General features: G+C 70.7%; 22 protein-coding genes and 2 tRNA genes. 5 read left to right on the top strand and 19 right to left on the bottom strand.

Features of this window, described 5'->3' with window-relative positions; genetic code table 11:
• Window positions 1-43: 43 nt before the first annotated feature.
• The 9 genes from nagA to NF557_RS03430 form a co-directional block, all read right to left on the bottom strand.
• Window positions 44-1,168 carry an N-acetylglucosamine-6-phosphate deacetylase gene (gene nagA, locus NF557_RS03470; RefSeq protein ID WP_252621694.1) on the bottom strand — a complete coding sequence of 375 codons (1,125 nt, stop codon included), beginning with the start codon at window positions 1,166-1,168 and terminating at the stop codon, window positions 44-46.
• Window positions 1,169-1,954 (bottom strand): glucosamine-6-phosphate deaminase, encoded by a 786-nt coding sequence (gene nagB / locus NF557_RS03465; protein WP_252621693.1) that lies wholly within the window; start codon window positions 1,952-1,954, stop codon window positions 1,169-1,171.
• Window positions 1,954-2,640, bottom strand: coding sequence for an N-acetylmannosamine-6-phosphate 2-epimerase (locus NF557_RS03460; RefSeq protein WP_252621692.1), 687 nt, complete (start codon window positions 2,638-2,640; stop codon window positions 1,954-1,956). The genes nagB and NF557_RS03460 overlap by 1 nt, the downstream gene beginning before the upstream one ends.
• Window positions 2,641-2,676: 36 nt before the next feature.
• Window positions 2,677-3,660, bottom strand: a complete 984-nt coding sequence (locus tag NF557_RS03455) for an ROK family protein (RefSeq protein WP_252621691.1) — start codon at window positions 3,658-3,660, stop codon at window positions 2,677-2,679.
• Entirely contained in the window at window positions 3,653-4,588 is a 936-nt protein-coding gene (locus tag NF557_RS03450; protein ID WP_252621690.1) for a dihydrodipicolinate synthase family protein, read from the bottom strand. The genes NF557_RS03455 and NF557_RS03450 overlap by 8 nt, the downstream gene beginning before the upstream one ends.
• A 26-nt stretch (window positions 4,589-4,614) precedes the next feature.
• Complete coding sequence (locus tag NF557_RS03445; RefSeq protein ID WP_252621689.1) at window positions 4,615-5,442, bottom strand: ABC transporter ATP-binding protein; 828 nt, start codon at window positions 5,440-5,442, stop codon at window positions 4,615-4,617.
• Entirely contained in the window at window positions 5,439-7,637 is a 2,199-nt protein-coding gene (locus NF557_RS03440) for a dipeptide/oligopeptide/nickel ABC transporter permease/ATP-binding protein (protein ID WP_252621688.1), read from the bottom strand. Before NF557_RS03440 ends, NF557_RS03445 begins: the two co-directional genes overlap by 4 nt.
• Window positions 7,637-8,602 carry an ABC transporter permease gene (locus NF557_RS03435; RefSeq protein WP_252621687.1) on the bottom strand — a complete coding sequence of 322 codons (966 nt, stop codon included), beginning with the start codon at window positions 8,600-8,602 and terminating at the stop codon, window positions 7,637-7,639. The genes NF557_RS03440 and NF557_RS03435 overlap by 1 nt, the downstream gene beginning before the upstream one ends.
• Window positions 8,603-8,676: 74 nt before the next feature.
• The gene (locus NF557_RS03430) at window positions 8,677-10,314 is read right to left on the bottom strand and encodes an ABC transporter substrate-binding protein (RefSeq protein WP_252621686.1); all 1,638 of its coding nucleotides are present in this window, start codon (window positions 10,312-10,314) and stop codon (window positions 8,677-8,679) included.
• A gap of 96 nt (window positions 10,315-10,410) precedes the next feature.
• Here NF557_RS03430 and NF557_RS03425 point away from each other — a divergent pair, with 96 nt between their 5' ends.
• Both NF557_RS03425 and NF557_RS03420 read left to right on the top strand, forming a co-directional pair.
• A complete protein-coding gene (locus NF557_RS03425) occupies window positions 10,411-11,202 on the top strand; it encodes a FadR/GntR family transcriptional regulator (protein WP_252621685.1) in 792 nt (263 codons plus the stop codon).
• Window positions 11,202-12,215, top strand: coding sequence for an alpha/beta hydrolase fold domain-containing protein (locus NF557_RS03420; RefSeq protein ID WP_252621684.1), 1,014 nt, complete (start codon window positions 11,202-11,204; stop codon window positions 12,213-12,215). The genes NF557_RS03425 and NF557_RS03420 overlap by 1 nt, the downstream gene beginning before the upstream one ends.
• Here the strand turns inward: NF557_RS03420 and NF557_RS03415 are convergent.
• Entirely contained in the window at window positions 12,212-13,108 is an 897-nt protein-coding gene (locus NF557_RS03415) for a patatin-like phospholipase family protein (RefSeq protein ID WP_252621683.1), read from the bottom strand. The genes NF557_RS03420 and NF557_RS03415 overlap by 4 nt on opposite strands.
• Before the next feature lie 71 nt (window positions 13,109-13,179).
• Here NF557_RS03415 and NF557_RS03410 point away from each other — a divergent pair, with 71 nt between their 5' ends.
• On the top strand, window positions 13,180-14,202 hold the full coding sequence (locus NF557_RS03410) for an adenosine deaminase (protein ID WP_252621682.1): 1,023 nt from the start codon (window positions 13,180-13,182) through the stop codon (window positions 14,200-14,202).
• 130 nt (window positions 14,203-14,332) lie between these two features.
• Here NF557_RS03410 and NF557_RS03405 read toward each other — a convergent pair whose 3' ends face one another.
• The 9 genes from NF557_RS03405 to NF557_RS03365 all read right to left on the bottom strand — a co-directional run bounded on the left by NF557_RS03405 (window position 14,333) and on the right by NF557_RS03365 (window position 20,700).
• Entirely contained in the window at window positions 14,333-15,448 is a 1,116-nt protein-coding gene (locus tag NF557_RS03405; RefSeq protein ID WP_252621681.1) for a UDP-N-acetylmuramate dehydrogenase, read from the bottom strand.
• Entirely contained in the window at window positions 15,445-15,855 is a 411-nt protein-coding gene (locus NF557_RS03400) for a MaoC/PaaZ C-terminal domain-containing protein (protein ID WP_252621680.1), read from the bottom strand. Before NF557_RS03400 ends, NF557_RS03405 begins: the two co-directional genes overlap by 4 nt.
• Window positions 15,855-16,301 (bottom strand): FAS1-like dehydratase domain-containing protein, encoded by a 447-nt coding sequence (locus NF557_RS03395; RefSeq protein WP_252621679.1) that lies wholly within the window; start codon window positions 16,299-16,301, stop codon window positions 15,855-15,857. The genes NF557_RS03400 and NF557_RS03395 overlap by 1 nt, the downstream gene beginning before the upstream one ends.
• A 150-nt stretch (window positions 16,302-16,451) precedes the next feature.
• Complete coding sequence (gene rpmG, locus NF557_RS03390; protein ID WP_146314699.1) at window positions 16,452-16,622, bottom strand: 50S ribosomal protein L33; 171 nt, start codon at window positions 16,620-16,622, stop codon at window positions 16,452-16,454.
• Between the two features lie 123 nt (window positions 16,623-16,745).
• Window positions 16,746-16,819, bottom strand: a tRNA-Met gene (locus NF557_RS03385).
• A 42-nt stretch (window positions 16,820-16,861) separates the two neighbouring features.
• Window positions 16,862-16,934: transfer RNA gene (locus NF557_RS03380), tRNA-Thr, on the bottom strand.
• Between the two features lie 108 nt (window positions 16,935-17,042).
• The gene (locus NF557_RS03375; protein WP_252621678.1) at window positions 17,043-18,005 is read right to left on the bottom strand and encodes a MaoC family dehydratase; all 963 of its coding nucleotides are present in this window, start codon (window positions 18,003-18,005) and stop codon (window positions 17,043-17,045) included.
• Window positions 18,006-18,007: 2 nt separating this feature from the next.
• Window positions 18,008-19,417 carry a 3-oxoacyl-ACP reductase gene (locus NF557_RS03370; RefSeq protein WP_252621677.1) on the bottom strand — a complete coding sequence of 470 codons (1,410 nt, stop codon included), beginning with the start codon at window positions 19,415-19,417 and terminating at the stop codon, window positions 18,008-18,010.
• Window positions 19,417-20,700, bottom strand: a complete 1,284-nt coding sequence (locus NF557_RS03365; RefSeq protein WP_252621676.1) for an acetyl-CoA C-acetyltransferase — start codon at window positions 20,698-20,700, stop codon at window positions 19,417-19,419. Before NF557_RS03365 ends, NF557_RS03370 begins: the two co-directional genes overlap by 1 nt.
• Before the next feature lie 100 nt (window positions 20,701-20,800).
• Here NF557_RS03365 and NF557_RS03360 point away from each other — a divergent pair, with 100 nt between their 5' ends.
• Both NF557_RS03360 and NF557_RS03355 read left to right on the top strand, forming a co-directional pair.
• Window positions 20,801-21,463 (top strand): TetR/AcrR family transcriptional regulator, encoded by a 663-nt coding sequence (locus NF557_RS03360; RefSeq protein ID WP_252621675.1) that lies wholly within the window; start codon window positions 20,801-20,803, stop codon window positions 21,461-21,463.
• A gap of 4 nt (window positions 21,464-21,467) precedes the next feature.
• On the top strand, window positions 21,468-23,510 hold the full coding sequence (locus NF557_RS03355) for an acyl-CoA dehydrogenase family protein (protein WP_252621674.1): 2,043 nt from the start codon (window positions 21,468-21,470) through the stop codon (window positions 23,508-23,510).
• The last annotated feature ends 2 nt before the right edge of the window (window positions 23,511-23,512 follow it).

The following is a 23,512-nucleotide window of genomic DNA, read 5'->3' as shown; positions in this document are numbered from 1 at the left end:
CTAGCGCCTGGGGACGAGCATCACGAGCACCGACGTGCCGCGCCTAGCGGATCACCCACCGACCGTGGCGCACCACGGCCCGCACGCCCAGGTCATCATCCAGCGCCACGAGGTCTGCGCGACACCCGGGCTCCAGCCGGCCGACGTCCCCCCAGCCCATCGCCGCGGCCGGGGCGGCCGTCGCCGCGTGGACCGCCTCGAGCAGGGGCACGCCGCACCCCACTGCGGTGCGCACGGCCCGGTCCAGGCTGAGGGTGCTCCCGGCGAGCGCGCCGTCCTCGCTGAGCCGGGCGACGCCCTGGACGACCTCTACCCCGACGGTGCCCAGCTCATAGGAGCCGTCGCCCATCAGCGCAGCCGCCATCGCGTCGGTCACCAGGACCCACCGCCGGCCCGCGGCCTCGGCGGTCGCCCGCACGACCGCCGGGTGCAGGTGGACACCGTCCACGATGGACTCGATGAACACCCGCGGGTCCTCCAGCAGTGCCACCGACGGGCCCGGCTCGCGGTGGTGGTGTGGGCGGGCGGCGTTGTAGAGGTGCGTCGCCATGCTCGCCCCCGCCCCGATGGCCGCCCGGGTCTGGTCATAGGTCGCGTCGGTGTGCCCAACCGCGACTCGCACCCCGCGTCCGGTGAGCAGCCCGATCGCCTCCAGCGCGCCGGGGCGCTCCGGGGCCAGGGTCACCATCACCAGTGCGTCACCGGCCGCGTCGGCCAGGGCCGCGACGTCCGCAGCGTCCGGGTCGGCCAGGAGTCCCGAGGGGTGTGCGCCCCGCCACCGGGGCGCCAGCCATGGGCCTTCAAGGTGTATGCCGGCCAGGTCACCTGAGTGCACCAGAGGGGTCAGGGCCCGCACCTGCTCGAGCAGCACCTCGACGCTGTCGGTCACCAGGCTGGCGACGAGCGTCGTCGTCCCCCGTCCCAGGTGCGCGTCACGCGCGCGCAGGGCCGCCTCGGAGCCGTCGGTGAAGGCGGCGCCGCCACCCCCGTGGTTGTGGATGTCCACGAGTCCCGGCACCAGCACGGCATACGTCACGTCCGCGTCCTGGGGCGCGGAGCCCTGCCCCACCTCCACGATCCGGTCACCGCGCACCGCGACCCAGCCGTCCGCAAGCTCGCGGTCAGGGGTGATGACCCGCGCGGCGCGAAGGAGCTGCACCGGCTCCACTCAGAACCCCTGCCAGGACGGTTTGCCGCGATAGGCCTCCCGGTAGTAGGCCCCGAACTGCAACCGCGAGGCGGCCGCCGGATCGAGCAGGACCGTCACGTGCGGGTGCAGCTGCAGGGCCGTCGCCGGCCAGAGCGCACTGATCGGGCCCTCCACCAGCTGGTGGACCGCCTCGGCCTTGGGCTCCCCGAGCGCGATGAGCACCAGGTGGCGTGCCGACGAGATCGTGCCGATCCCCTGGGTCAGGCAGTGCAGCGGCACCGCGTGGAAGTCGTCCCCGAAGAAGCGTGCGTTGTCGAGGCGCGTCTGCGTGGTCAGGGTCTTGACACGGGTGCGGGAGCCGAGGGAGGAGCCGGGCTCGTTGAAGGCGATGTGCCCGTCCCGGCCGATGCCGAGCAGCTGCACGTCGATGCCGCCCGCTGCCGCGATCGCCGACTCATAGCGGGTGCACTCACCCAGCAGGTCCTCGGCGGTCCCGTCCAGCCCGTGCACGTTCGCCGGGTCGAGGTCGACCAGGTCGCAGAACTCCCGGTCGATCACGGTCCGGTAGGCCTCGGGATGACCGGCCGGCAGCCCGACATACTCATCCAGAAGGAAGGCCTGGCACCGAGACAGGCTCAGCTCGCCCCTGGCCACCCGGGCACCCAGCTCCTGATAGACCCGCAGCGGGCTCGACCCGGTGGCCAGACCGAGGACCGCCTCGGGGTTGGCGACCACATGCTGGGCGATGGCGTCCGCGCCGAGCGGGCCGACGTCCTCCGGCTCGTCGATGATCACGATCTCCATCAGTGCATCGCCTCCACGAACCATCGCGTCAGCGAGGTGGGGTGGGTAATCGCCGTGCCGACACAGACCGCGTGGGCGCCGGCGTCGAGAGCGGCGCGGGCGTGCTCGTGGGTGTGGACCCGCCCCTCCGCGACGACCGGGTGACCGGGCAGCTCCCGGGCCACGGTGCGCAACAGGTCGAGGTCAGGTCCCTGCGTGGCCGGCCGGGCATCGGTGTAGCCCGCGAGGGTCGTCCCCAGCAGGTCCGCTCCAGCCTCGGCCGCCTCCACCGCCGAGGTCAGGTCGTCGCAGTCAGCCATCACGAGCACACCGCACTCGTCGTGCAGCAGTCGCACCAGGTCGCGGACCGTGCTGCCGTCCGCTCGGGGCCGCTTCGTGGCGTCGACCGCCACCACTGTGGCCCCCGCCTCGCCAACCGCACGCGCGTGCCGGAGCGTCGGGGTGATGAAGACCCCGGTGTCCCCGTCCTTCCACAGCCCGATCACGGGGACGTCGACTGTCGCGACCGTGGCCCGCACGTCGTCCAGACCCTGCACCCGCACCGCCGCCGCACCGCCCTGAACCGCGGCGGCCGCGACGCGGGCCATCGTGTCGGGCGTGCGCATCGGCTCACCCGGATAGGCCTGGCAGGAGACGATCAGCTGCCCGGCGGTCCGCGTGAGCAGGTCGTCAGCGCTTTGGGTCATCAAGATCCTCGGGTCGTGGCGAACTTGGGACGGACTCTAGAGCAGGCCGGAGCCAGCGCGCCGGAGGGCGACGTGTGCTGCTCCCCACAGGGCCGCGTCCGGGCCGGCTGAGGAGATGACGACCCTGGTGTCCGCGACGGGATCCATCGCCTCCAGGGCAACCCCCTCGGTCAACGAGTCGCGCCAGGGGTGCGGCGCCTGGGCCAGGCCACCGCCGACCACCACGATGTCCGGGTCCAGGACGTTGAGCAGGGACCCGATCGTTCGGCCGGTCGCCCGGCCGGAGGCCTCGAGCACCGCGTGGGCGGCCGCGACCAGGTCACTGTCCGCGTGGTCGTTGTCCCGGTCCGGACCGGCGCCGTCGGGACCCGTCAGCAGCGCCGCGATCTCGCGGGCTGGCAGGTCCTGACCGGTGCGGCGCAGGAAGTCTGCCCGGAGTCCGGCGCCGGAGGCAAGGCCCTCCAGGTGTCCGACCCGGCCACAGGTGCACCGCAGACCAGCAGCCTCCGGCACGGGGAGATGACCGGCGTGGCCGGCCACGCCGTGCGCGCCGACCATCGGCTCACCACCGACGACCAGGGCGCCACCCACACCGGTGCCCACGGCCACGACCAGGACGCTGCGGTGCCCGGCGCCCTCGCCATACACCGCCTCCCCGACCCCGTGGGCGTGGACATCGTTGAGGACCGTCGTGCGTCGGTCCAGCACGCTGGCCAGGTGCTCGCCGAGCGGGGTGCCGGCCCAGGCGGGCAGCGTGTCGGTGGCGTGGGTGATCCGTCCGTCGGCAGGACTGACCGTGCCAGCACTGGCCACACCGATGACATCCACACCGAGGCCGTCGTCGGCGGCGTCCTGCAGCACCGCGCGCCCGAGCTGGGTGACCGCCGCCAGGACGGCGCCCCCGCCCTCCTGGGCCGGCGTCGCGACCGTGCGACGGTGCGTGACGACCGGTCCGGGCAGCTCGACGATCCCGGCGGCGAGCTTCGTGCCGCCGATGTCGACCGCGAGCGCCCTAGGCACTGGCGACGGCGCCCACGGCGACCGCGTCACAGATCGCGCCGATCCGGCGCGCGTGGTCGTCGTTGAGCACCACCATCGGAGGGGACATCACGTTGGTCTCGATGACACCGAGGTGGCGCAGGGCCGTCTTGAAGGCACCGATGCCGGCGGTGGTTCCCACCTTGTCACCAGGGACGAAGACGATCTCGAAGAGCGCGGCGAGCCGGTCCTGCTCCGCGCGCACCGTCACCCAGTCTTCGTCGCGGGCCGCCCGGTGCATCCGGACGTAGCCGGCCGGGTCGACGTTGCCGAGTCCCGGCACCGAGCCGTGGGCACCGGCCAGATAGGCCCCGTCCACGACGACCTCGTGGCCCGTCAGGAGGCTGAGCGGCTCTCCCGCAGCGCGGTTCTTCATCGCGAGCCGCCGGAACCCCACGTCGTCCCCGGAGGAGTCCTTGACTCCGGTGAGCACGCCCTCCGCGCCCAGCCGGACGAGCAGGTCCGCGCCGAGCTTGAGGTGCGTGCAGACGGGGATGTCATAGGCCCACACCGGCAGGTCGGTGGCCGCCGCGATCCCCCGGAAGTGCGCCTCGGTCTCGTCGGGTCCGGTGATCGCATAGAACGGGGCTGTCGCCACCACTCCCGCGGCACCCAGCCGCTCGGCCACCCGCACCTGGGTCAGCACCCGCTCGAGCTGGGTCTCGATCACTCCGGCGAGGACGGGGACCCGCCCCGCCGCGATGCCCATGACCGCCTCGAGGACCGCCACCCGGCGGCTGTCGTCCAGATAGGCGGTCTCGCTGCTGGACCCGAGGGCGAACAGACCGTCGACGCCGGCCTCGATCATCCGGGTCACCAGCCGCTCGAGCGAGGGCAGGTCGATCTCTCCGTCGGCGGTGAACGGGGTGAGCACGGGCGGGACGACACCGGTGATGCGGTGGCCGGTCATAGCGATCCTCTCGGGGTGGCTGACGCTCAGAGCAGCGACGGCGTCGCGGCGAGCAGGGTGCGGGTGTAGGGGTCGGTGGGGTTGGTCAGGACCTCGCACGTGGGGCCGGTCTCGACGATCAGGCCGCCGTTCATCACGGCCACCCGGTCGGAGACATAACGCACGGTGCTGATGTCGTGGCTGATGAAGACCAGCCCGAGACCCAGCTCGTCCTTTAAGTCGGTGAGCAGGTTGAGGACCTGCGCGCGCACCGAGACGTCGAGGGCCGAGGTGGGTTCGTCGGCGACGACGACGTCGGGCTCGAGGGTGAGGGCACGGGCGATGGCGACGCGCTGCCGCTGGCCGCCCGAGATCTGTCGCGGGAGCACCTCCAGCGCGGACAGCGGCAGTCCGACCAGCTGGATGAGGTCGCGCACCCGCGCCAACCGGGAGCGCTCATCGCCGATGCCGTGCACCCGCAACGGGTCGATGAGCTGCTCGCGCACCACCATCCGCGGGTTCAGCGCGGTCGCTGGGTCCTGGAAGACTACGGACACGGCACGGCCCAGGGTGCGACGGTCGCGGGAGCCGTGGCGCAGTGCCTCGCCGCGGAAGAGCACCTGCCCCTGCGTGGGTCGCTGCAGGCCGACCATGACCCGGGCCAGCGTGGACTTGCCCGACCCGGACTCGCCGACGATGCCGACGGTCTCGCCGCGGCTGACCTGGAAGTCGACGCCGGCGACCGCGTGCACCCGGTCGGGGCGGAACAGGCTCCCGGTGCGCGCCTTGTGCACCACGTGCACGTCACGCAGCTCGATGACGGGGATGTCCGTGGCGCCACCAGGGGTGGTGCCACGCTCGAGTCGAGTCATCATCGGTGGGCCTCCTGTGCCTTCACGGACTCCAGCGCATCGGTGGAGGCATAGCTGTGGGTGGTCCCGGGGACCAGACGCAGGTCCGGTCGCGTGTCGACCCCGATCCCGGCGTATGCCGATCGCAGGGCGAAGCGGTCGCCGGCCACGAAGTCACGTGGAGACGGGACGGTGCCGGGCACCTGGTGCAGCCGCGCCGCGCCGGACTCGATGGACAGCACTGACCCCAGCAGTCCCCTGGTGTATTCGTGACGTGGGTCGAGGAGCAGCTCGGAGGTGGCTCCCTGCTCGACGACCTGTCCGGCATACATCACCGTGATCCGGTGTGCCAGCTGGGCCACCAGCGCCAGGTCGTGGCTGACGAAGACCATGGCGAACCCGAGCTCGCGGCGCAGTTCGTTGAGCAGGTCGACGACCTGCTGCTGCACGGTCACGTCGAGGGCTGTGGTCGGCTCGTCGGCGATGAGCAGGCGAGGGTTGCGGGTCAGCGCCATCGCGATCAGCACCCGCTGACGCTGGCCGCCGGACAGCTCGTGCGGATAGGACTTCAGCGTCCGCTTCGGGTCGAGGTCGACCAGCTCCATGAGCTCGGCCGCCGTCCGCTTCCCACCCCGACGGATGAGCTGCTGCAGCTGCGAGCTCACGAGCATCGAGGGGTTGAGGCTGGACAGGGCGTCCTGATAGACCATCGCCATGGCGTGGCCGCGCAGGGCGTTGCGCTGCGTGGCGGTCAGCGTCAGCACGTCCTGCCCCTCGAACCGGATCTCACCACTGATCCGCGCGGTCGGCGGCAGCAGTCCCATGATCGACATGGCGGTGATCGACTTGCCGCAGCCCGACTCCCCGACCAGACCCATCGTCTCGCCGGGGCGCACGCTGAAGGACACGTCATCAACGATGTCCACGTCACCGTGCGCCTCAGGGAAGGCGATCGAGAGGTTGCGCACCTCCAGCAGTGGTTCGGCCGACGGGTCGTCATAGACGAGTCGGTCGGTGCGCCCCTGCTCCGCGACGCGCAGGGTCTCCAGGCTGGCAGCCAGCAGCGCACGCGCCTGCTGGGCGTCGGTCCGGCCCAGGACGGGACGGCCGTCGCCGGCACCGACGGCGGGGCCACCAAGATCCGCGACTCCGTCGGTGGCGGCACCCTCACCGGGGGTGGCGCCGGGGTTGTGCTCCTCGGTGTCGAACTCTGCCGGTTCCTCGGCGGCCAGGTCCATCACGTTGCCGGTCACCCCGACGGTCATGCCCTGGCTGGGCAGCTCGTCGGCCACGGTGGGCTCGGTGCTGGGGGCACCGGTCTGGGCCTCCTCGTCGGCCTCGACGTCGACCGAGCGCCGGATCCGCGGACTCGCCAGCGCGTCGGTCAGGCCCTCAGCCAGCACGTTGAGGGAGAGCACCGTGAGCAGGATCATCAGACCGGGGAAGAAGGTGGGCCACCAGTAGCCCGACAGGAGCAGCTGCTTGCCCTCGGCCAGGATGTTGCCCCAGGAGGGGTCCGGGGGTCGCACACCGGCGTTGATGAAGGAGAGCGAGGCCTCGAGCACGATGGCGTCCGCGACCAGAACCGTGGCAAACACCATGATCGGTGCCAGCGTGTTGCGGGCCACGTGCTTGATCAGGATCCTCGTCGTGCTGGCCCCCATGACGCGGGAGGCGGCGACATAGTCCTCGCCGAACTGCGCCAGCACGTTGGCCCGGATCACGCGGGCCAGTTGCGGCACATAGAGGAAACCGATGGCAAAGATGATCACCGGCAGGCTGGTGCCCCAGACCGCCACGAAGACCGCGGCCAGCGCGATCCCCGGGAAGCTCATCACGATGTCGAGGATCCGCATGAGGATCTCGGAGACCACACGCCCGCTCGTGGCGGCGATCGAGCCGAGCACGGCTGCCACCAGGAGCGCGCCCCCGGTGGCGCACAGGCCGATGAGCAGGGAGGAGCGGGCTCCATAGACGACGCGCGCAAGGATGTCACGCCCGCTGCCGTCGGTGCCGAACCAGTGCTCGGCGCCGGGGGGCTGGACCGCCGGACCGATGGCATAGGGCCCGGCCGGGACGAGAAGAGGGGCGAAGAGGGCGACCAGCCCGAGCACCGTGAGCAGGCTCAGCGCCACCTTGGACGGCAGGGGCAGGTCGCGCAGCGCGCCCAGGCGGGCACCCGGAGCGGCGACGAGACGGTCCGTGAGTCGACGGCGCATCAGATGTTCCGGATCCTCGGGTTGACCATCACATAGAGCAGGTCGACCACGATGTTGACGACGATAAAGGCGATGGCGACGACGAGGGTGACGCCCTGCACGAGGAAGACGTCGTTGCGGGTCACCCCGTCGAGGATGAGCTGGCCCATGGCGCGGATGTTGAAGATGATCTCGATGATGACCGCCCCACCCATCAGGTAGCCGACGCGCAGCCCGAGGACGGTCAGCGGGGTGATCAGCGCGTTGCGCAGCACGTTGCGGGCGACGACCTCACCGCGCGGGATCCCAGACCCGATCGCGGTGCGCACATAGTCGCGATCGAGCTCCTCGACCATCGCGGTGCGCACGACGCGGATCAGCGAGCCGGCCACGGGCACCGCGAGCGCGACCGCCGGGAGGAAGATGTTGTTGGTGTAGGTCCCCGGGTCCTCCAGGAACGGCACCCACTGCAGGATCAGCGCGGGGAAGAGACCCCACGCGCCCGGGATCGTCCCGAGCCACTGGATAAGCAGGATGGCCAGCCAGAACGACGGCGTGGCCAGGGCCGCGATCGACAGCACCCGGATGATTTGGTCGACGAGCCGGTCGCGATAGAGCGCGGCCAGCACTCCCAGCACCAGCGAGAGCACGATCGCGATGGCCAGCCCGATGAAGGTGAGCTGCAACGTGATCGGGAAGGCCTGGGCCACGACCTCGGTGACCTCGGCGTTGCCGCTGGTCGTGCCCAGGTCGCCACGCACCAGACCCGCGAGGAAGCTGAGATAGCGGGTCACCAGAGGTTCGTTGAGCCCGTTGCGCTCGCGGTAGGCCTCGAGGGCGTCCTCCGAGGCCGACTCGCCCAGTGCCAACCGCGCCGGGTCGGCCGGTGACAGAGACATCACCAGGAAGACCAGCAGGGTGACCCCCAGGATCATGATCGGCAGCGCGATCAGGCGCCTCCCGATCAGTCTGAGCAGGTTGGACACGGCATCTCCTTCGACGCGGCGTGGTGGGCTCGGGACCGGCGGGCGGGGGTGTGCCCCCGCCCGCCGGCTGGTGGCTACTTCGTGGAGGCGACGCCGCCGAAGCTCAGACCGGTCAGCGAGATCGGCTGGAAGTCCACCAGCGACGCGTCGTCCCAGGCGGTAGGAGCCTTGCGGTGGAACAACGGATAGAGCGGCACGTCCTCGGAGATCACGTCGAAGATCTCGTGCCAGGCGTCCAGCTGAGCCTGCTCCTCGGTGGCCTGCAGACCCGTCTCGAACAGACCCTGGACCGTGTCGTAGGTCTCGCTGCCCTTCCAGTGCATGCGGGAGTCAGTCCAGATGTCGCCGCCGTACCACCAGCGCAGCAGCAGGTCGGCGTCGTTGCCGAACACGGACGGGTCCCCCGGGGCGACGAAGACGTCGTAGGCGTCCGGGTTGCCGTCGATCGTGGTGTAGGCGTCGGCCGACTGCTTCTCCTCGAACTGCACCTCCACTCCGGCGGCCTTGAGGCTCTCCAGGAGGATCGGCGTGCACTGCTTGACCCAGTCGTGGTTGGTCGCCAGCACCCGGAAGCTGGTCAACCCGGTCTCGGAGAAGAGCGACTTCGCCTTTTCCAGGTCGAGGCTGTAGACGACCGCGGCCTCCTGGTAGGCGGGGTGGTCCTTCTGCACGAAGCAGGACGCGGCCTCCGCCTGACCGGTCAGACCGGTGTCGATGATCTTGTCCATGTCGAGGGCATACAGGAAGGCCTGCCGGTTGCGCACGTCGGCGAACGGGTTGCCCTCCGTGCCATTGAACATCGCGAAGAGCAGACCGAAGCCCTGCACGGACTCCACGGACGCCGAGGACTTGAGCTGGTCGATCGACAGGTAGGGCACGGAGTCGATCGCCTGGACGCTCTTGGACTGCAGCGCGTTGGTGCGCGTGGCCGGGTCGGGGATGATCTGCCAGGCCATCTTGGCTGCGCGCGCGGGGCGCGGGCCGGTGTAGTCGTCGTTGCGCTCGAAGCTGACGATCTTGCTCACGGCACCGTTGTCCGTCATCTTCCAGGCACCGGTGCCCACCGGGTTGGCGTCGAAGGCCTCGCGGTCTCCGCTGGCCGCAGCCTTCGGGACAATCTTGACGACCGCGAGACGCTCGGCAAGGACGCCGACCGGGAACTTGAGGTCGATGGTGACGGTCGTGTCGTCCTTGGCCTTCACGCCGGCGATGAAGGGGATGAAGCTGGCATAGAGGGAGGCGTTCTCCGGGTCGAGCACGCGCTCGAAGGAGTAGACGACGTCCTCGGCGGTGACCGGGCTCCCGTCGTGGAAGACCGCACCGTCACGCAGGGTAACGTCCACGGAGGTGCCACCCTCGGCCACGGCGGGCAGCTCCGTCGCCAGGGCCGCATAGACCTCACGGGTGGCCGGGTCGATCTCGGTCAGGCCCTCCATCGTGTGCCAGTTGACCGCGACAGTCAGTGCAGCAGTGGTGGTCATCGGGTCGTAGCCGTTGGTGCCGAGCTCGTAGGAGATCGCGCCGGTGATGGTGCCGTTCTCAGCAGGTGCGCCGGGCGCGCTGCCCGTAGCGTCGTCAGAGGTGCTGGGGGTGTTGGTGTCGTCGGGGGCGCAACCGGCCAGCGCGGCAGTGAAGCCTGCGGCCAGGGACACCGAGCCGGCGAGCCGCAGGAAGCCACGGCGCGAGGCCGAGTGGTTGAGAGCGTTCGTCATTGATCGCTAGCCTTTCGGGTGACATGACATAGGACGTCTGATGTCTGGTGTTGTGGAACACTAAAGCCTCGAAGGCATGACGTCAAGGAGGTCTGCGTGTCTATCTCTCAGGAGGCCCGTCCCCCACTGCCGCGGCGGCGGCGACAGACAGGTTGGTCGACCGCCGAGGAGATCAAGGGGTTCATCCGGGACGAGGGGCTGACCCCCGGCGACCCGCTCCCCACGGAGGCCGAGCTCGGCGACGCACTGGGCGTGTCCCGCTCCTCAGTGCGCGAGGCGATCCGCACCCTGGAGTCGCTCGACATCGTCAAGGTGCGACACGGCTACGGCACCTATGTGGGGGGCCTGTCCCTCGCTCCGCTGGTCTCGGGGCTGATCTTCCGCGGCTCGCTCAACCAGGACGGCAGCTTCCGCACGCTCCGTGAGGTGCTGCAGGTGCGGATCGCGCTCGACCTCGGCGTGGCCGACGAGCTGAGCCAGGTCTACCGCGGCACGACCAACGACGAGCTGCGCGAGCTGGTGGACGAGATGCGTCGGCGCAGCCACGCCGGTGAGTTCTTCACCGACCAGGACGGCGAGTTCCACCGGCGGTTGCTGAGCCCGCTCGACAACACGATCGTCCGCCAGCTGGTGGGTGCCTTCTGGGAGGTGCACACCTGCGTCGTGCCGATGCTGGCCATCCCCACCTCGGCGGCCATCGACGACACGGTCGAGGCCCATGAGCACATGCTGTCCGCCCTCGAGGAGGGCGACAGCTTGGCCTACCAAGAAGCCGTGATCCAGCACTACGCCCCCCTCCAGCGCAGCATTGAGCTCGCGGTCGCCGCGGCCCGAGACGCGGCCCCCCTCGCTGACCCCGGCGTCGTCTCCGCCGGCGAGCGCGGTTGATGGGCCCCGACGCCCCGGCACGGCCGGCCTTCGACGCCGAGCTGGTCCCGGTCCTGGCGGCCCGGACCGGGCTGCTGCCGAAACTCTCGACGCAGACCCTGGCCCAGATCCGTCACCTGACAGCGCAGGGACCCCTCGGGGTGGAGCCCGCGGACCTGACCATGGGCGGCGCGATCTGCCTCACGGAGCGCACCGTGCCCAGCTCCGATCCCGGCGTGGACATCTCGGTGCTGATCCTGTCCCCTGCTGTCGGCCACGGCCCGTGGCCGGCGATGTTCCACACGCACGGCGGCGGCATGGTCATGGGCAACAGCAGGTCCCAGATCGAGCCCTTCCTGCCGCACGTCGCGGCAGGAGCCGTCCTCGTGTCCGTCGACTACCGGCTGGCACCCGAGCACCCCGACCCCGCCCCGGTGGAGGACTGCTATGCCGGACTGGTGTGGACCGCCGAGCACGCGGCCGAGCTGGACATCGACCCCGGCCGCATCATGATCATCGGTGGCAGTGCCGGTGGCGGTCTGGCTGCGGGCACGGCCCTGCTCGCCCGCGACCGCGGCTTCCCCCACCTGACCCACCAGGTGCTCTTCTATCCGATGCTGGATGACCGCATGGAGTCGCACAGCAGCCAGATGCTGGACGGGGAGGGCACGTGGGACCGCCACGACAACCTCTTCGGGTGGACCGCGCTGCTCGGCGAACGGCGGGGAGGGACCGCCGTGTCGCCGTATGCCGTGCCAGCCCGAGCAACTGACCTCACCAGGCTGCCGCGCACCTACATCGACGTCGGCGACTGCGACGCCTTCCGCGACGAGGCGGTCGAGCACGCCCTGCGGTTGAGCCAGGCCGGGGTGAGCGTGGACCTCCACCTCTGGGCCGGTGCCTACCACGGCTCCGAGATCACCGCCCCGGACGCCGAGGTGAGCCAGCAGATGACCCGGGTGCGCGACGACTACCTGCGCCGAGCGCTGCGGCCAGCGGCCGACGCCGGGGTGAGCCGACCGCCCGGGCCCTAGGGGCCGACCAGGGAGCGGAGGGTGTCCCGGTGTTCGCGCGCGACGTGCTCGCCCGCCTCGATCGCCTGGTCGGCCTTGTGGAAGTCGGTGATCTCGACGCCCGCGATGACCGGGTCCAGCAGCACGTCGGGCTTGTAGAACGACAGCCTGGCCATGGTCAGCTGGGCCTGCATCACGTCGACGGCGCGCATCAGCTCCTTGATGGTGCCGACGCGCAGCTTCAGCCGGGGCGAGCCGGCGTCCTCGCGGCGGTGATCGACCCTGGCCAGCGGCGTGGCGTTGACCGCCAGCACCCGGTGCGCCCCGAGGAACAGCGCTCCGTCCACCGGGATCTGGTTGAGCAGACCGCCGTCCACCAGCCGAGCGGCACCGACCGCGATGGGCTCGATGGCACCGGGATAGGCGGTCGTGGCCCGCAACGCCGTGATCAGGTCACCGCTCTGGCTGTAGTGGATCCGACCGTCCGTGATGTCCGTGGCCGTGAGCACCAACGGCATCTCCAGCTCCTCGAACGTCGCGGGCAGCACGTCGGAGAGCCAGCGCTCGAAGCCCTTGGTGTTGATCAGCCGCCCCGACAGCGGGCTCCAGTCGATGAGCTTGGTCCACCGCAGGTCAGTGGCGATCTCGGTCATCTGCGCCGAGGTGTAACCCGCCGCGATAAAGGCCCCGATCAGTCCGCCCATGCTGGTCCCGGACACGACATCGACCCCGATGCCCTCCTCCTCAAGCACGCGCATCACCCCGATGTGGCACAGGCCCCGGGCGCCGCCGCCCCCGAGCGCGAGTCCGATCACCGGCCGGTGGCGCTCGTCCGGGTTCGCGTCGGGCGCCTCCCTCTGCGCGGGCTCGTCGTCCCGGGATCGTCGTCGTCCCACGCTCATCGACTCGAACATGCCCCTAGTCTGTCCCAGCACCGGCCCGGGCCTGCGACCGACCGTCGCCGGCGTGCGGTAGACAAGGACTCATGCCCCGATCCGTCCAGGCGCTCCCCAAGGCGCACCTGCACCTGCACTTCACCGGGTCGATGCGCATCACCACGCTGCGCGAGCTCGCGGACAAGCACGGTCTGCGGCTGCCCGCCGCCCTGCTGGCTGACTGGCCACCGCGCCTGCGCGCCACGGACGAGCGCGGGTGGTTCCGCTTCCAGCGGCTCTATGACACCGCGCGGGCGTGTGTGCGCGACGAGTCCGACATGCGACGCATCGTGCGGGAGGCGGCCGAGGATGACGCCATCGAGGGCTCCCGGTGGCTGGAGATCCAGGTCGACCCCACGTCATACGCCCCGTTCGTCGGCGGGATCACCCCGGCGATCGAGATCGTCCTGGACGAGGCGCGCTCCGCGACGCGCGAGACCGGCACCCAGGTGGCGGTGATCGTCGCGGCAAGCCGCACCCGGCACCCGCTGGACGCCCGGACCCTGGCCCGCCTCGCGGGTCAGTATGCCGGCGACCAGGCGGGCACGGTCGTCGGCTTCGGTCTGTCCAACGACGAGCGCCGCGGCGACACCGCCGACTTCGAAAGGGCCTTCCAGATCGCGGCCAGGGCGGGGCTGGCCTCCGTGCCGCACGCCGGTGAGCTGTTGGGTCCCGAGCACGTGCGTGACGCGCTGACCCACCTTGAGCCCGACCGGCTGGGGCACGGGGTGCGGGCCGCCGAGGAGCCGGCCCTGCTGCGCACCCTGGTGCAGCGTGGCGTCACCCTCGAGGTGTGCCCGAGCAGCAACGTGGCGCTGGGGGTCTATGACGACCTGGCCGATGTCCCGCTGCGTCAGCTCGTGGAGTCCGGTGTCGGCATCGCGCTGGGCGCCGACGACCCACTGCTGTTCGGCTCGCGACTGCTCGCGCAGTACGAGTCGGCCCGTCACGACCACGGGCTGAGCGACGAGCAGCTGGCCGAGCTGGCCCGCGGCTCGATCAGGGGCAGCCGGGCACCGGAGTCCACCAAGGCCGCGGTGCTCGCGGAGATCGAGGACTGGATCGCCTCCTGAGCGTCGGGATCTTCCTGGCGTGGGTGTGGCGGGGAGTGACCTTGTTGCTCGGCCTCGAGGTGACCCTGCGACCTGACGCGGTGTGTGGCTGCAGCGCAGCTGGGTCGCGGTGCTGGTCGTGAGGGGCGGCTCAGAGTGACAGGCCGACGAGCACCGGTTCGTTGACGAGGCTGACCCCGAAGGCGTCCGCGACACCGGCGCGGACCTCTTGGGCCAGAGCCACGAGGTCTGCCGCGCTGGCGTCGCCACGGTTGGTCAGCGCGAGCGTGTGCTTGGTGGACAGCGCCGCTGGACCTGGCAGGCCGTGCCCCTTGCTGAAGCCCGCCCTGTCGATCAACCACGCTGCCGAGGTCTTGACCATCGCGTCGGGTGCGGTGAACTGTGGGGGCACCGGCCCGTCTGGGCCCCACCGCTCCACGGCCCGTGCCCGCAGCGTCTCGAAGTCACCGGCCGACAGGATCGGGTTGGTGAAGAACGAGCCGCACGACCAGGTGTCGTGGTCGGCCGGGTCCAGCACCATGCCGCGGTTGCGGCGCTGCGCCAGCACCGCCTCCCGGGCCTCCTGCAGTGGCACCCGTGACCCCAGCTCGACGCCCAGACCGTCGGCCAGCGCGGCATACGCCACCGGCTGGGACAGCTCGGTGGGGCGCAGCGAGAAGGTCACCGACAGCACGACGTGGCGCGGGGTCACCGCACCGGCACGCGCTGCGGGACCGACCATCGAGTCCTTGAGCACCGAGTGCCGATAGGTGAAGTGGAGGTCGTCCGCGAAGAGCGTGCGCACCCGCTGCTCCTCGCGGTCCCAGACCCGCACCTGGGCGATCGTCTGGGCCACCTCCTGGCCATAGGCCCCGACGTTCTGCACCGGCGTCGCCCCCGTCGACCCGGGGATGCCGGAGAGCGCCTCGGTGCCGGACCAGCCCTGCTCGCAGGCATGGGCCACGACGTCGTCCCAGACCTCACCGGCGGCGACGGTCACGGTGACTCCGCCGCAGGCCGAGGCGTCCGGCACCTCGATGCCGGACGTGCGCACGATGACGACCGTGCCGGGGAAGCCGTCGTCACTGATGAGCAGGTTGGAGCCGCCGGCGAGCACCAGCAGCGGCTCTCCCGCCTCGTCGGTCTCGCGGACGGCGTCGATCAGCTCGGCCTCGGTGGTGGCGGTGACGAACCGGGCGGCCGGACCGCCCACCCGCATCGTGGTCAGCTCAGCCAGGGTGGAGGGTGGCCGGTCGGCCTGCGTCATGCGCGCACGAGCGCCTGGCAGCGACCCAGGACCTTCTCCCCGGCGCAGGTGGCGGTGAGCTCCAGGGTCTGGGTGCCGGCCTCCTCGTCACTCCTGGTGACCACGCCCTCGACGAGCACCTCGACGGTCTGGCCCGCCGGCACGACAACCATGCCGGTGAACCTCGTCGCGCACGACAGGATGCGGCCGGGGTCGCCACCCACATAGGCGGTGACCACGTCGAGCGCCGCGCCCATGGTCCACATGCCGTGCGCGATGACGTCCTGCAGCCCGACCGACCTGGCGAACTCCTCGTCCTGGTGGATCGGGTTCTGGTCGCCGGAGGCGTTGGCATAGTCGACGAGGCGGGCGCGGTCGACGGTCACGATGCGGGTCAGGGCGCCCGGATCGGTGGTCAGCTCGGTCATCAGCCCTGTCCCCTCACGACGATGGTGGACTTCACCGTGGTCACCGGCGCCTGGTCGGCATCGGTCAGCTCCACGCGGGTGCTGACCATGCCGTGACCGCCCGCCTCCCGGATGCGGTCGATGTGCAGGACCCCGGTCAGCACATCGCCGGCGATGATCGGTCGGTGGTGGGTGAAGGACTCCTCGCCGTGCACCACCCGGGAGAAGTCGATGCCGGCCTCCGGGTCCTGGACCACCTGGGCCTCGCACTGCTGGGCCAGCCGCACCGCGAAGGTTGGCGGCGCCACCACGTCGGCGTGACCGAGCGCCTGGGCCGCGACCGGGTCGCGGTGTGCCGGGCTCGTCGAGCCGATCGCCTCGGCAAAGGCGGCGATCTCCTCGCGGGTGACGGGGAAGGGGCCGGCCGGCGGATACTCCCGGCCGGCGTAGTCGGGGTTGACAGACATGCCGACCAGACTATCTGCCGCCTCTCCAGCGGGATGTGCGCGAGTGCCCTGCGCAGATCAGCACCCCGGCATACTCCTCGGGCACGACGAAGGCCGCCGCCCCAGTGGGGCGACGGCCTTCGGCTGCTGACCGGGGTCAGCGGGAGTGCGTCAGCGGGTCTCGCGGTGCGCGGTGTGCTTGCCGCAGCGCGGGCAGAACTTCGCCAGCTCGACCCGGTCAGGGTTGTTGCGCCGGTTCTTCTTGGTGATGTAGTTGCGCTCCTTGCACTCCGTGCACGCCAGAGTGATCTTCGGGCGGACGTCGGCGCTCTTAGTAGCCACGGGGCAACCTGCTCTCGAAACGATGATGTGTGGTGCGAACTTAAGGTCCGCCGCGCGTAGACGCAGGCGGACAGCAGCACTCAAGGATACGCGATCATCGGCTGTGGACCGAATTCGCGCGAGTAGCGGGAGCGGGGCTCGATCCCGCGACCTCACGATTATGAGTCGTGCGCTCTAACCAGCTGAGCTATCCCGCCTTGGGCGGTGCCATCGGCCTCGACGGCCAGGTGGCTTCCCTGAGCCCCCCAACGGAATCGAACCGTTGACCTTCTCCTTACCATGGAGACGCTCTACCGACTGAGCTAGGGGGGCTTGCTCCGCCGCCCGGGACGCACCCTGGGCGCACAGCGCTCCGCAGACTTTACACGGCCGACCCGGCGCGGACGAAATCGAGGGTCCGTGACGGCTGCTGCGGGTCGATCAGGTGCTGTGGTGCTGCGTTCCCGAGGCGCGCAGGGGCCTGAGCGAACCGGTCAGGTGCACCCGCGAGCCGTCCTTGGAAGCGACCTGGAAGTCCGTCTGACCCTCAGCGTGCGAGGACGCGAACCCGACGGTCGACGGCAGCAGGACCGGCTTGCGGAAGTCAACCTCGACCTCGTAGGCCGGTGGCAGCCGACCCTCCAGCGCCGCCAGGGCGCGTGCATGCGTCCACATGCCGTGCGCGATGGCCCGGGGGAAGCCGAACGCCTTGGCCGTGAGGGAGCTCAGATGGATCGGGTTGACGTCGCCGGAGACCGCGGCATAGTCGCGCCCCAGCCCGGCCGGCAGCCGCCACAGCGCGGTCGGATCCACACCCATTTTCGTAGGGGTTTCGTCGGTCTCCCGCGCATTTTGAGAGTGGTTCTGCTGGCCGCCGACCGCTTCGTCGGACGTGGGCTCCGGGCTGCCGGAGGGGCGCTTGCCCCGGGCGAGATAGGTGCTGCGCCCGGTCCAAACGACCTCGTCCCCGACGCGAGCCTCGCCGAGCAGGTCGACCTGCGTGCCGGAACGGTGGCCCCGCAGGTCGGCGGCGCTGCTGGACAGCGTCACCTCCTCGTCGATGCCGACCGGTCGGTGCAGCGTCATCGAGTTGGCGACATGCACCAGCCCGGCCAGCCCCAGCGGGAAGTCCTGGGCCGCCATCAGGTGCACCTGCAGCGGGAAGGTGAGCACGTGCAGCCAGGTGGCCGGCACGTGGTCGCGCACCGTGAACCCACAGACGCGGGAGTATGCCGCGAAGCGCTCCGCGTCCTGCTCCAGTGCGGCGACCATCACCCGGCGCTCCGGCAGGTGGCCGTTGGGCCCGCCGCGCTTGGCCGGCACCAGTGCCCGGGCGATCCCGACACCGACGCTCGGCAGGCCGTCGAGCAGCTCGACGTCGACGTCCAGCTGGTCCTGCGCCATGCTCAGGCCCCGATCTGGGACTGGCCGCAGACGCGGATCACCTGACCGGTGACCGCGCCGCTGTCCGGCGCCGCGAGATAGGCGATCGTCTCGGCGACGTCGACCGGTTTGCCGCCCTGGCTCAGACTGTTGAAGCGGCGACCGAACTCACGCGTCGCAAACGGGATGCGGTCGGTCATCTCGGTCTCGATGAACCCCGGAGCCACCGCGTTGGCAGTGATGCCGCGATCAGCCAGCAGCGGAGCCTGGGCTCGGACCAGACCGATCACACCAGCCTTGCTGGCGGCGTAGTTGCTCTGCCCACGGTTGCCCGCGACGCCCGACGTCGAGGCCACGCCGATGATGCGGCCGCCCTGCGCCAGACCGCCGTCGACCTCCTGGTCCAGCAGCACCTCGTTGATCCGCAGCTCGGCGGCGAGGTTGACGTCGATGACGCTGCCCCAGCGGTCCTCGTCGGTGTTGACGAGCAGCTTGTCGCGGGTGATGCCCGCGTTGTGCACGATGGCGTGGATCCGGGCGTCCTTGCCGTGGCGCGCGACGACATGGGCCGCGATCTTCTGACCGGCGTCCGGGGAGGTGATGTCCAGCTGCAGCGCGGTCCCGCCGAAGCGGTTGGCCACCTGGGTGAGTGCCTCGCCGGAGGCCGGCATGTCGACGACCACGAGCTGGGCCCCGTCCCGGGCAAACACCTCGGCGATGCCTGCGCCGATCCCGCGGGCGGCACCGGTGACGACCACGATGCTGCCGGCATATGGCCTCGCACGGTCGGTCGGGACCTGGCCGGGCTCGGCACCCAGCACCCGCCACGGCTGACCGGAGACATAGGCCGAGCGGCCGTCGAGCAGGAAGGAGATCGTGGAGGCCAGCCCTGACCCGGTCGTCTCACCGGAGACCCAGACCAGGTTGGCCGTCGCGCCCTTGCGCAGCTCCTTGCCGACGCTGCGCATGATGCCCTCGAGCGCCTGCTGGGTCGCCGCCGCCTCGGGTGTCGCGGTCAGCTCGGGGGCGGTGCCCACCACGATGACGCGACCGGAGGCACTCATCGCCTTCAGCGCGGGGCGCAGGACAGCGCGCACGCCCTCCAGCTCGGTCACCGCCGCCAGAGCCGTCGCGTCGACGACGATCGCGCCGATCCGAGCCTCGTAGGCCGGGGGAACGGCGCGTCCCTCATCGTCCGTGGTGCGCGCCGCGGGGTCGTCGCGGACTGCGGTCGCGGTGGCGACCTTGAGCTCCTTGAGTGCCTCACGCGTCGCGGCGGAGGCGGTGCCGGACCCGTCGAGCACCGCGAGCGCCACGTCGCCGGTCGGCAGCGTGCGACCCCGACGCAGCTCCACGGGCTGGGGCAGGCCCAGCTGCTTGCCCATGGCCTTGGTCACCGGGTTGCCGGTCAGCACGTTGAGCACCTTCGTCATCACACAGCCTCCAGGATCGCGACGACGCCCTGGCCGCCGGCAGCACAGATCGAGATCAGCCCCCGCGAGCCAGACCCCTTCTCGGACAACATCTTTGCCAGCGACGCGACGATGCGTCCACCGGTCGCGGCGAACGGGTGCCCGGCCGCGAGGGAGGACCCGTTGACGTTCAGCCGGCTGCGGTCGATGGAGCCGAGGGGGGCCTCGAGCCCGAGCCGCTCGGTGGCAAACTCCGGCGACTCCCACGCTGCGAGCGTGCTGAGCACCGTCGAGGCGAACGCCTCGTGGAGCTCATAGAGGTCAAAGTCCTGCAGGGTCAAGCCCTGACGGGCGAGCAGGTGGGGCACGGCATACGCCGGCGCCATCAGCAGACCCTCACCGCCGTCGACGTAGTCCACGGCCGCGACCTCAGCGTCGACGAAGCGGGCCAGCACCGGCAGGTTGCGGCTGCGAGCCCACTCCTCCTCGGCGACGAACACGAGCGCGGCACCGTCGGACAGCGGCGTCGAGTTGCCGGCCGTCATCGTGGCACCCTCACCCTTGCCGAAGACCGGCGACAGCTTGGCCAGCTTCTCGACCGAGGTGTCGGGGCGCAGACCCTGGTCCCGGGTCTGCCTGCGGAACGGGGTCACCAGGTCGTCGAAGAAGCCCTCGTCCCACGCGCGCGCCAGGTTGTGGTGGCTGGCGGCGGCCAGCTCGTCCTGCGCCTCGCGGGTGATGCCCCACTCCTTGGTCGTGCGGGCCTGGTGCTCGCCCATGGATAGCCCGGTGCGGGGCTCGCTGTTGCGCGGGGTCTCCGGGGCGAGGTCAGCCGGACGGATCGAGGCAAAGGCCTTGGCGCGCGCCACTGCAGACTTCGCGTGGTTGGCCTTCAGCAGCGCCCGACGCAGCCCCTCACCGACCGCGATCGGCGCGTCGCTCGCACTGTCGACACCTCCGGCGATCGCGTTGTCGAGCTGACCGAGGGCGATCTTGTTGGCGACCTGGATCACAGTCTCCAGGCCGGTCCCGCAGGCCTGCTGGAGGTCGTATGCCGGGGTGGTCGGGTCGAGCGCGGAGCCCAGGACCGTCTCGCGGGTGAGGTTGAAGTCGCGGCTGTGCTTGAGCACGGCGCCGGCGGCGACCTCCCCGACCCGCTCGCCGGCCAGCCCGAAGCGGGCGACCAGCCCGTCGAGGGCGGCGGTGAGCATGTCCTGGTTGGACACGGAGGCATAGGCGCCGCCGGACTTGCCGAACGGGATTCTGTTGCCACCGACGATGACAGCGTTGCGGACTGGGGCCATCAGGAGCTCCTGCGGTGCGAGGGTCTGGGTTAACTATGGTCTGGGTAACTATCCGATACCGACAGTAGCAGGTACGGCTCGTACTAGGTACTGTGTCGGTATGACCGCACATGGCGATGGACGCGACAGGCGTTGGGTGCAGCATCGTGCCCAACGGCGCCGCGAGCTGGTGGAGGCCGCGCTGCGCGCCATCCGAGCGCACGGACCGAGTGTCGGGATGGAGGACATCTCGGCCGAGGCCGGCACCAGCAAGACCGTCGTCTATCGGCACTTCGGGGACCGCACCGGGCTGTATGCCGCGGTCGTCGAGTCCGTGGACCAACGGATCCTGGACAGCCTCGGCGCAGCCCTGGTCGGCGCGGACCCCGACGATGCGACGGCCCTGGTCGCCGCAATGGTGGACGCCTACCTGGTCCTGGTCGAGAAGGACCCTGAGATCTATCGCTTCGTGGTCACCCGCCCCCTCGTCGACGGCACGGTCGACAGCGACCCCGTGGCCCGCATCACCGACCGGATCGGCATCCAGGTCACTCAGGCTATGGAGTCCTACCTGATCCGGCACGGTCAGGACGCGTCGAGTGCGGAGACGTGGGGCCATGGCCTCGTCGGCTTCGTGCGTGCCGCCGCCGACCACTGGCTCACCAGCGACCGGCCGCGCCCCCGGAGTGCTGTCGTCGCCGACGTGACCACCCTGTTCGCCCCCGCCTTCACCGGCATGGGCGGCACGGCATACACCCCCACCCGTAACAACGACGAGGACTGAAGAGATGAGCACCCGCACCAGCGATTCGCACCGTGAGGTCACCCAGATGAGCACGCACGAACAGACTGAGATGAACACGCACGAACAGGCCGACACGGGCGGGACCCAGCAGGTCAGTGTCGGTTCCGAGAGGTTGACGGCCCTCGGCGCCTCCCTCCGCCTGGCGGTGGACGGCCACTACGCCGAGCAGCGCGCGCACCTGCGTGAGCTGCTGAGCGCGGACGGCACGTTCCTGCGCGACCCCTCGATGTCGGTTGCCGAGGCCCGCGACTGGACCCGCGGGGCGATCCAGGCGCTCGTCGACCGCGGTCGCGGTGGAGCGGGCTTCCCCACTTCCGTCGGCGGTGACGGACACGTGGCGGCCGCCGTGGCCGACTTCGAGTCGCTGGCCCTGACCGACCTGTCGCTGACCGTCAAGGTCGGCGTCCACTTTGGCCTGTTCGGTGGCGCGATCGTCAGCCTCGGCACCGACGAGCAGGTGCAGGAGTTCGCGCCCAGGGTGATCAGCCTCGAGCTGCCCGGTGCCTTCGCCATGACCGAGGTGGGTCACGGCAGCGACGTGCAGTCGCTGGAGACCACGATCACCTATGAGCCGGACACCGATGAGCTGGTGGTGCACTCCCCCACGCCGACCTCGACCAAGACCTACATCGGCAACGCCGCCGAGGACGCGCGGATGGCGGTCGTCTTCGGGCAGCTGCGCGTGGCCGGTGCGGACCACGGCATCCACGCCGTCCTGGTGCCGGTGCGCGACTCCTCGGGCAACCCCGCCCCCGGCGTGACGACCGGAGACAACGGTGCCAAGGGCGGACTGGACGGCGTCGACAACGGCACCTTCCGCTTCGAGCAGGTGCGCGTGCCCCGCACGATGCTGCTGAGCCGCTACGGCGGCGTGGCCGAGGACGGGAGCTACCACTCCCCCATCGACAACCAGAACCGGCGCTTCTTCACCATGCTGGGCACCCTGGTCCGCGGCCGGATCTCGGTGGCTGGCGGTGCCGCCCAGGCTGCCCGCAAGGCGTTGTCGATCGCCACGCGCTACGGGATGCAGCGGACCCAGTTCACCGCGCCTGGCCGGGACCACGAGGTCGTGCTGCTCGACTACCTGGCACACCAGCGCAAGCTGCTGCCGGCCATCGCCACCTCCTATGCCCTGGCGTTCGCCCAGGACGGGCTGCTCCAGGACCTCGAGGCGGTGCAGTCCAAGCCTGCCGGCGAGCGCGACCAGCGGGCGCAGCGTGAGCTGGAGACCCGGGCTGCCGGGATGAAGGCGGTCAGCACCGCCTTCGCCAACGACGCGATCCAGACCGCGCGCGAGGCGTGCGGCGGCGCTGGCTACATGGCCGAGAACGGACTGACGGAGCTGCGTCGCGACGCGGACGTGTTCGCCACCTTCGAGGGCGACAACACGGTGCTGTTCCAGCTGGTCGCCAAGGGGCTGCTCACGAACTACAAGGAGATGTGGGGCGACCTTGACATGTTCGGCATGGTCCAGGCTGCCGTGCGGACCTTCGGCGGCACCGTCATCGAGCGCGCCGCCGCGCGACCGGTGGTCGAGCGGATCATGGCGACCGCCCAGGGGCGCAGCGAGAGCGAGTCGGTGCTCGAGCGCAGCTGGCACATCGCGATGTTCGAGGAGCGGGAACGGCACGTGCTGGACAGCCTGGCGCAGCGGATGCGGACGGCCGGGCAGGACGAGAGCAAGGCGTTCGAGGCCTTCAACGCCACCCAGGACCACCTGCTCATGGCCGCGCGCACGCACACCGACCGGGTGATCCTCGAGTCCTTCATCGCGGGCATCGACCGCTGCGAGGACGAGGGGACCGCGGAGGTGCTGGGCAGGCTGTGCGACCTCTATGCGCTGAGCAGTCTGGCCGCCGACCGTGGCTGGTTCCAGGAGCACAACAGGATGTCCGCCAACCGCGCCAAGGCGATCGTCCCTGCGATCAACCAGCTGTGCCAGTCGCTGCGGCCGATCGCGCTCGAGCTCGTCGAGGGCCTTGGCGTGCCGGAGTCGCTGCTCGGCTCGGCGATGCTGCAGGACTAGGG

The sequence above is a fragment of the Ornithinimicrobium cryptoxanthini genome, assembly GCF_023923205.1.
Lineage (GTDB): Bacteria > Actinomycetota > Actinomycetes > Actinomycetales > Dermatophilaceae > Ornithinicoccus > Ornithinicoccus cryptoxanthini.
This window is presented reverse-complemented; position numbering and strand designations above follow the sequence as displayed.

Coding starts and splice junctions, on each gene's coding strand:
- nagB (WP_252621693.1), bottom strand. CDS start 1,954: ATGGAGATCGTGATCATCGACGAGCCGGAGGACGTCGGCCCGCTCGGC.
- NF557_RS03460 (WP_252621692.1), bottom strand. CDS start 2,640: ATGACCCAAAGCGCTGACGACCTGCTCACGCGGACCGCCGGGCAGCTG.
- NF557_RS03450 (WP_252621690.1), bottom strand. CDS start 4,588: ATGACCGGCCACCGCATCACCGGTGTCGTCCCGCCCGTGCTCACCCCG.
- NF557_RS03445 (WP_252621689.1), bottom strand. CDS start 5,442: ATGATGACTCGACTCGAGCGTGGCACCACCCCTGGTGGCGCCACGGAC.
- NF557_RS03440 (WP_252621688.1), bottom strand. CDS start 7,637: ATGCGCCGTCGACTCACGGACCGTCTCGTCGCCGCTCCGGGTGCCCGC.
- NF557_RS03430 (WP_252621686.1), bottom strand. CDS start 10,314: ATGACGAACGCTCTCAACCACTCGGCCTCGCGCCGTGGCTTCCTGCGG.
- NF557_RS03420 (WP_252621684.1), top strand. CDS start 11,202: ATGGGCCCCGACGCCCCGGCACGGCCGGCCTTCGACGCCGAGCTGGTC.
- NF557_RS03415 (WP_252621683.1), bottom strand. CDS start 13,108: ATGTTCGAGTCGATGAGCGTGGGACGACGACGATCCCGGGACGACGAG.
- NF557_RS03410 (WP_252621682.1), top strand. CDS start 13,180: ATGCCCCGATCCGTCCAGGCGCTCCCCAAGGCGCACCTGCACCTGCAC.
- NF557_RS03405 (WP_252621681.1), bottom strand. CDS start 15,448: ATGACGCAGGCCGACCGGCCACCCTCCACCCTGGCTGAGCTGACCACG.
- NF557_RS03400 (WP_252621680.1), bottom strand. CDS start 15,855: ATGACCGAGCTGACCACCGATCCGGGCGCCCTGACCCGCATCGTGACC.
- NF557_RS03395 (WP_252621679.1), bottom strand. CDS start 16,301: ATGTCTGTCAACCCCGACTACGCCGGCCGGGAGTATCCGCCGGCCGGC.
- NF557_RS03375 (WP_252621678.1), bottom strand. CDS start 18,005: ATGGCGCAGGACCAGCTGGACGTCGACGTCGAGCTGCTCGACGGCCTG.
- NF557_RS03370 (WP_252621677.1), bottom strand. CDS start 19,417: ATGACGAAGGTGCTCAACGTGCTGACCGGCAACCCGGTGACCAAGGCC.
- NF557_RS03365 (WP_252621676.1), bottom strand. CDS start 20,700: ATGGCCCCAGTCCGCAACGCTGTCATCGTCGGTGGCAACAGAATCCCG.
- NF557_RS03360 (WP_252621675.1), top strand. CDS start 20,801: ATGACCGCACATGGCGATGGACGCGACAGGCGTTGGGTGCAGCATCGT.
- NF557_RS03355 (WP_252621674.1), top strand. CDS start 21,468: ATGAGCACCCGCACCAGCGATTCGCACCGTGAGGTCACCCAGATGAGC.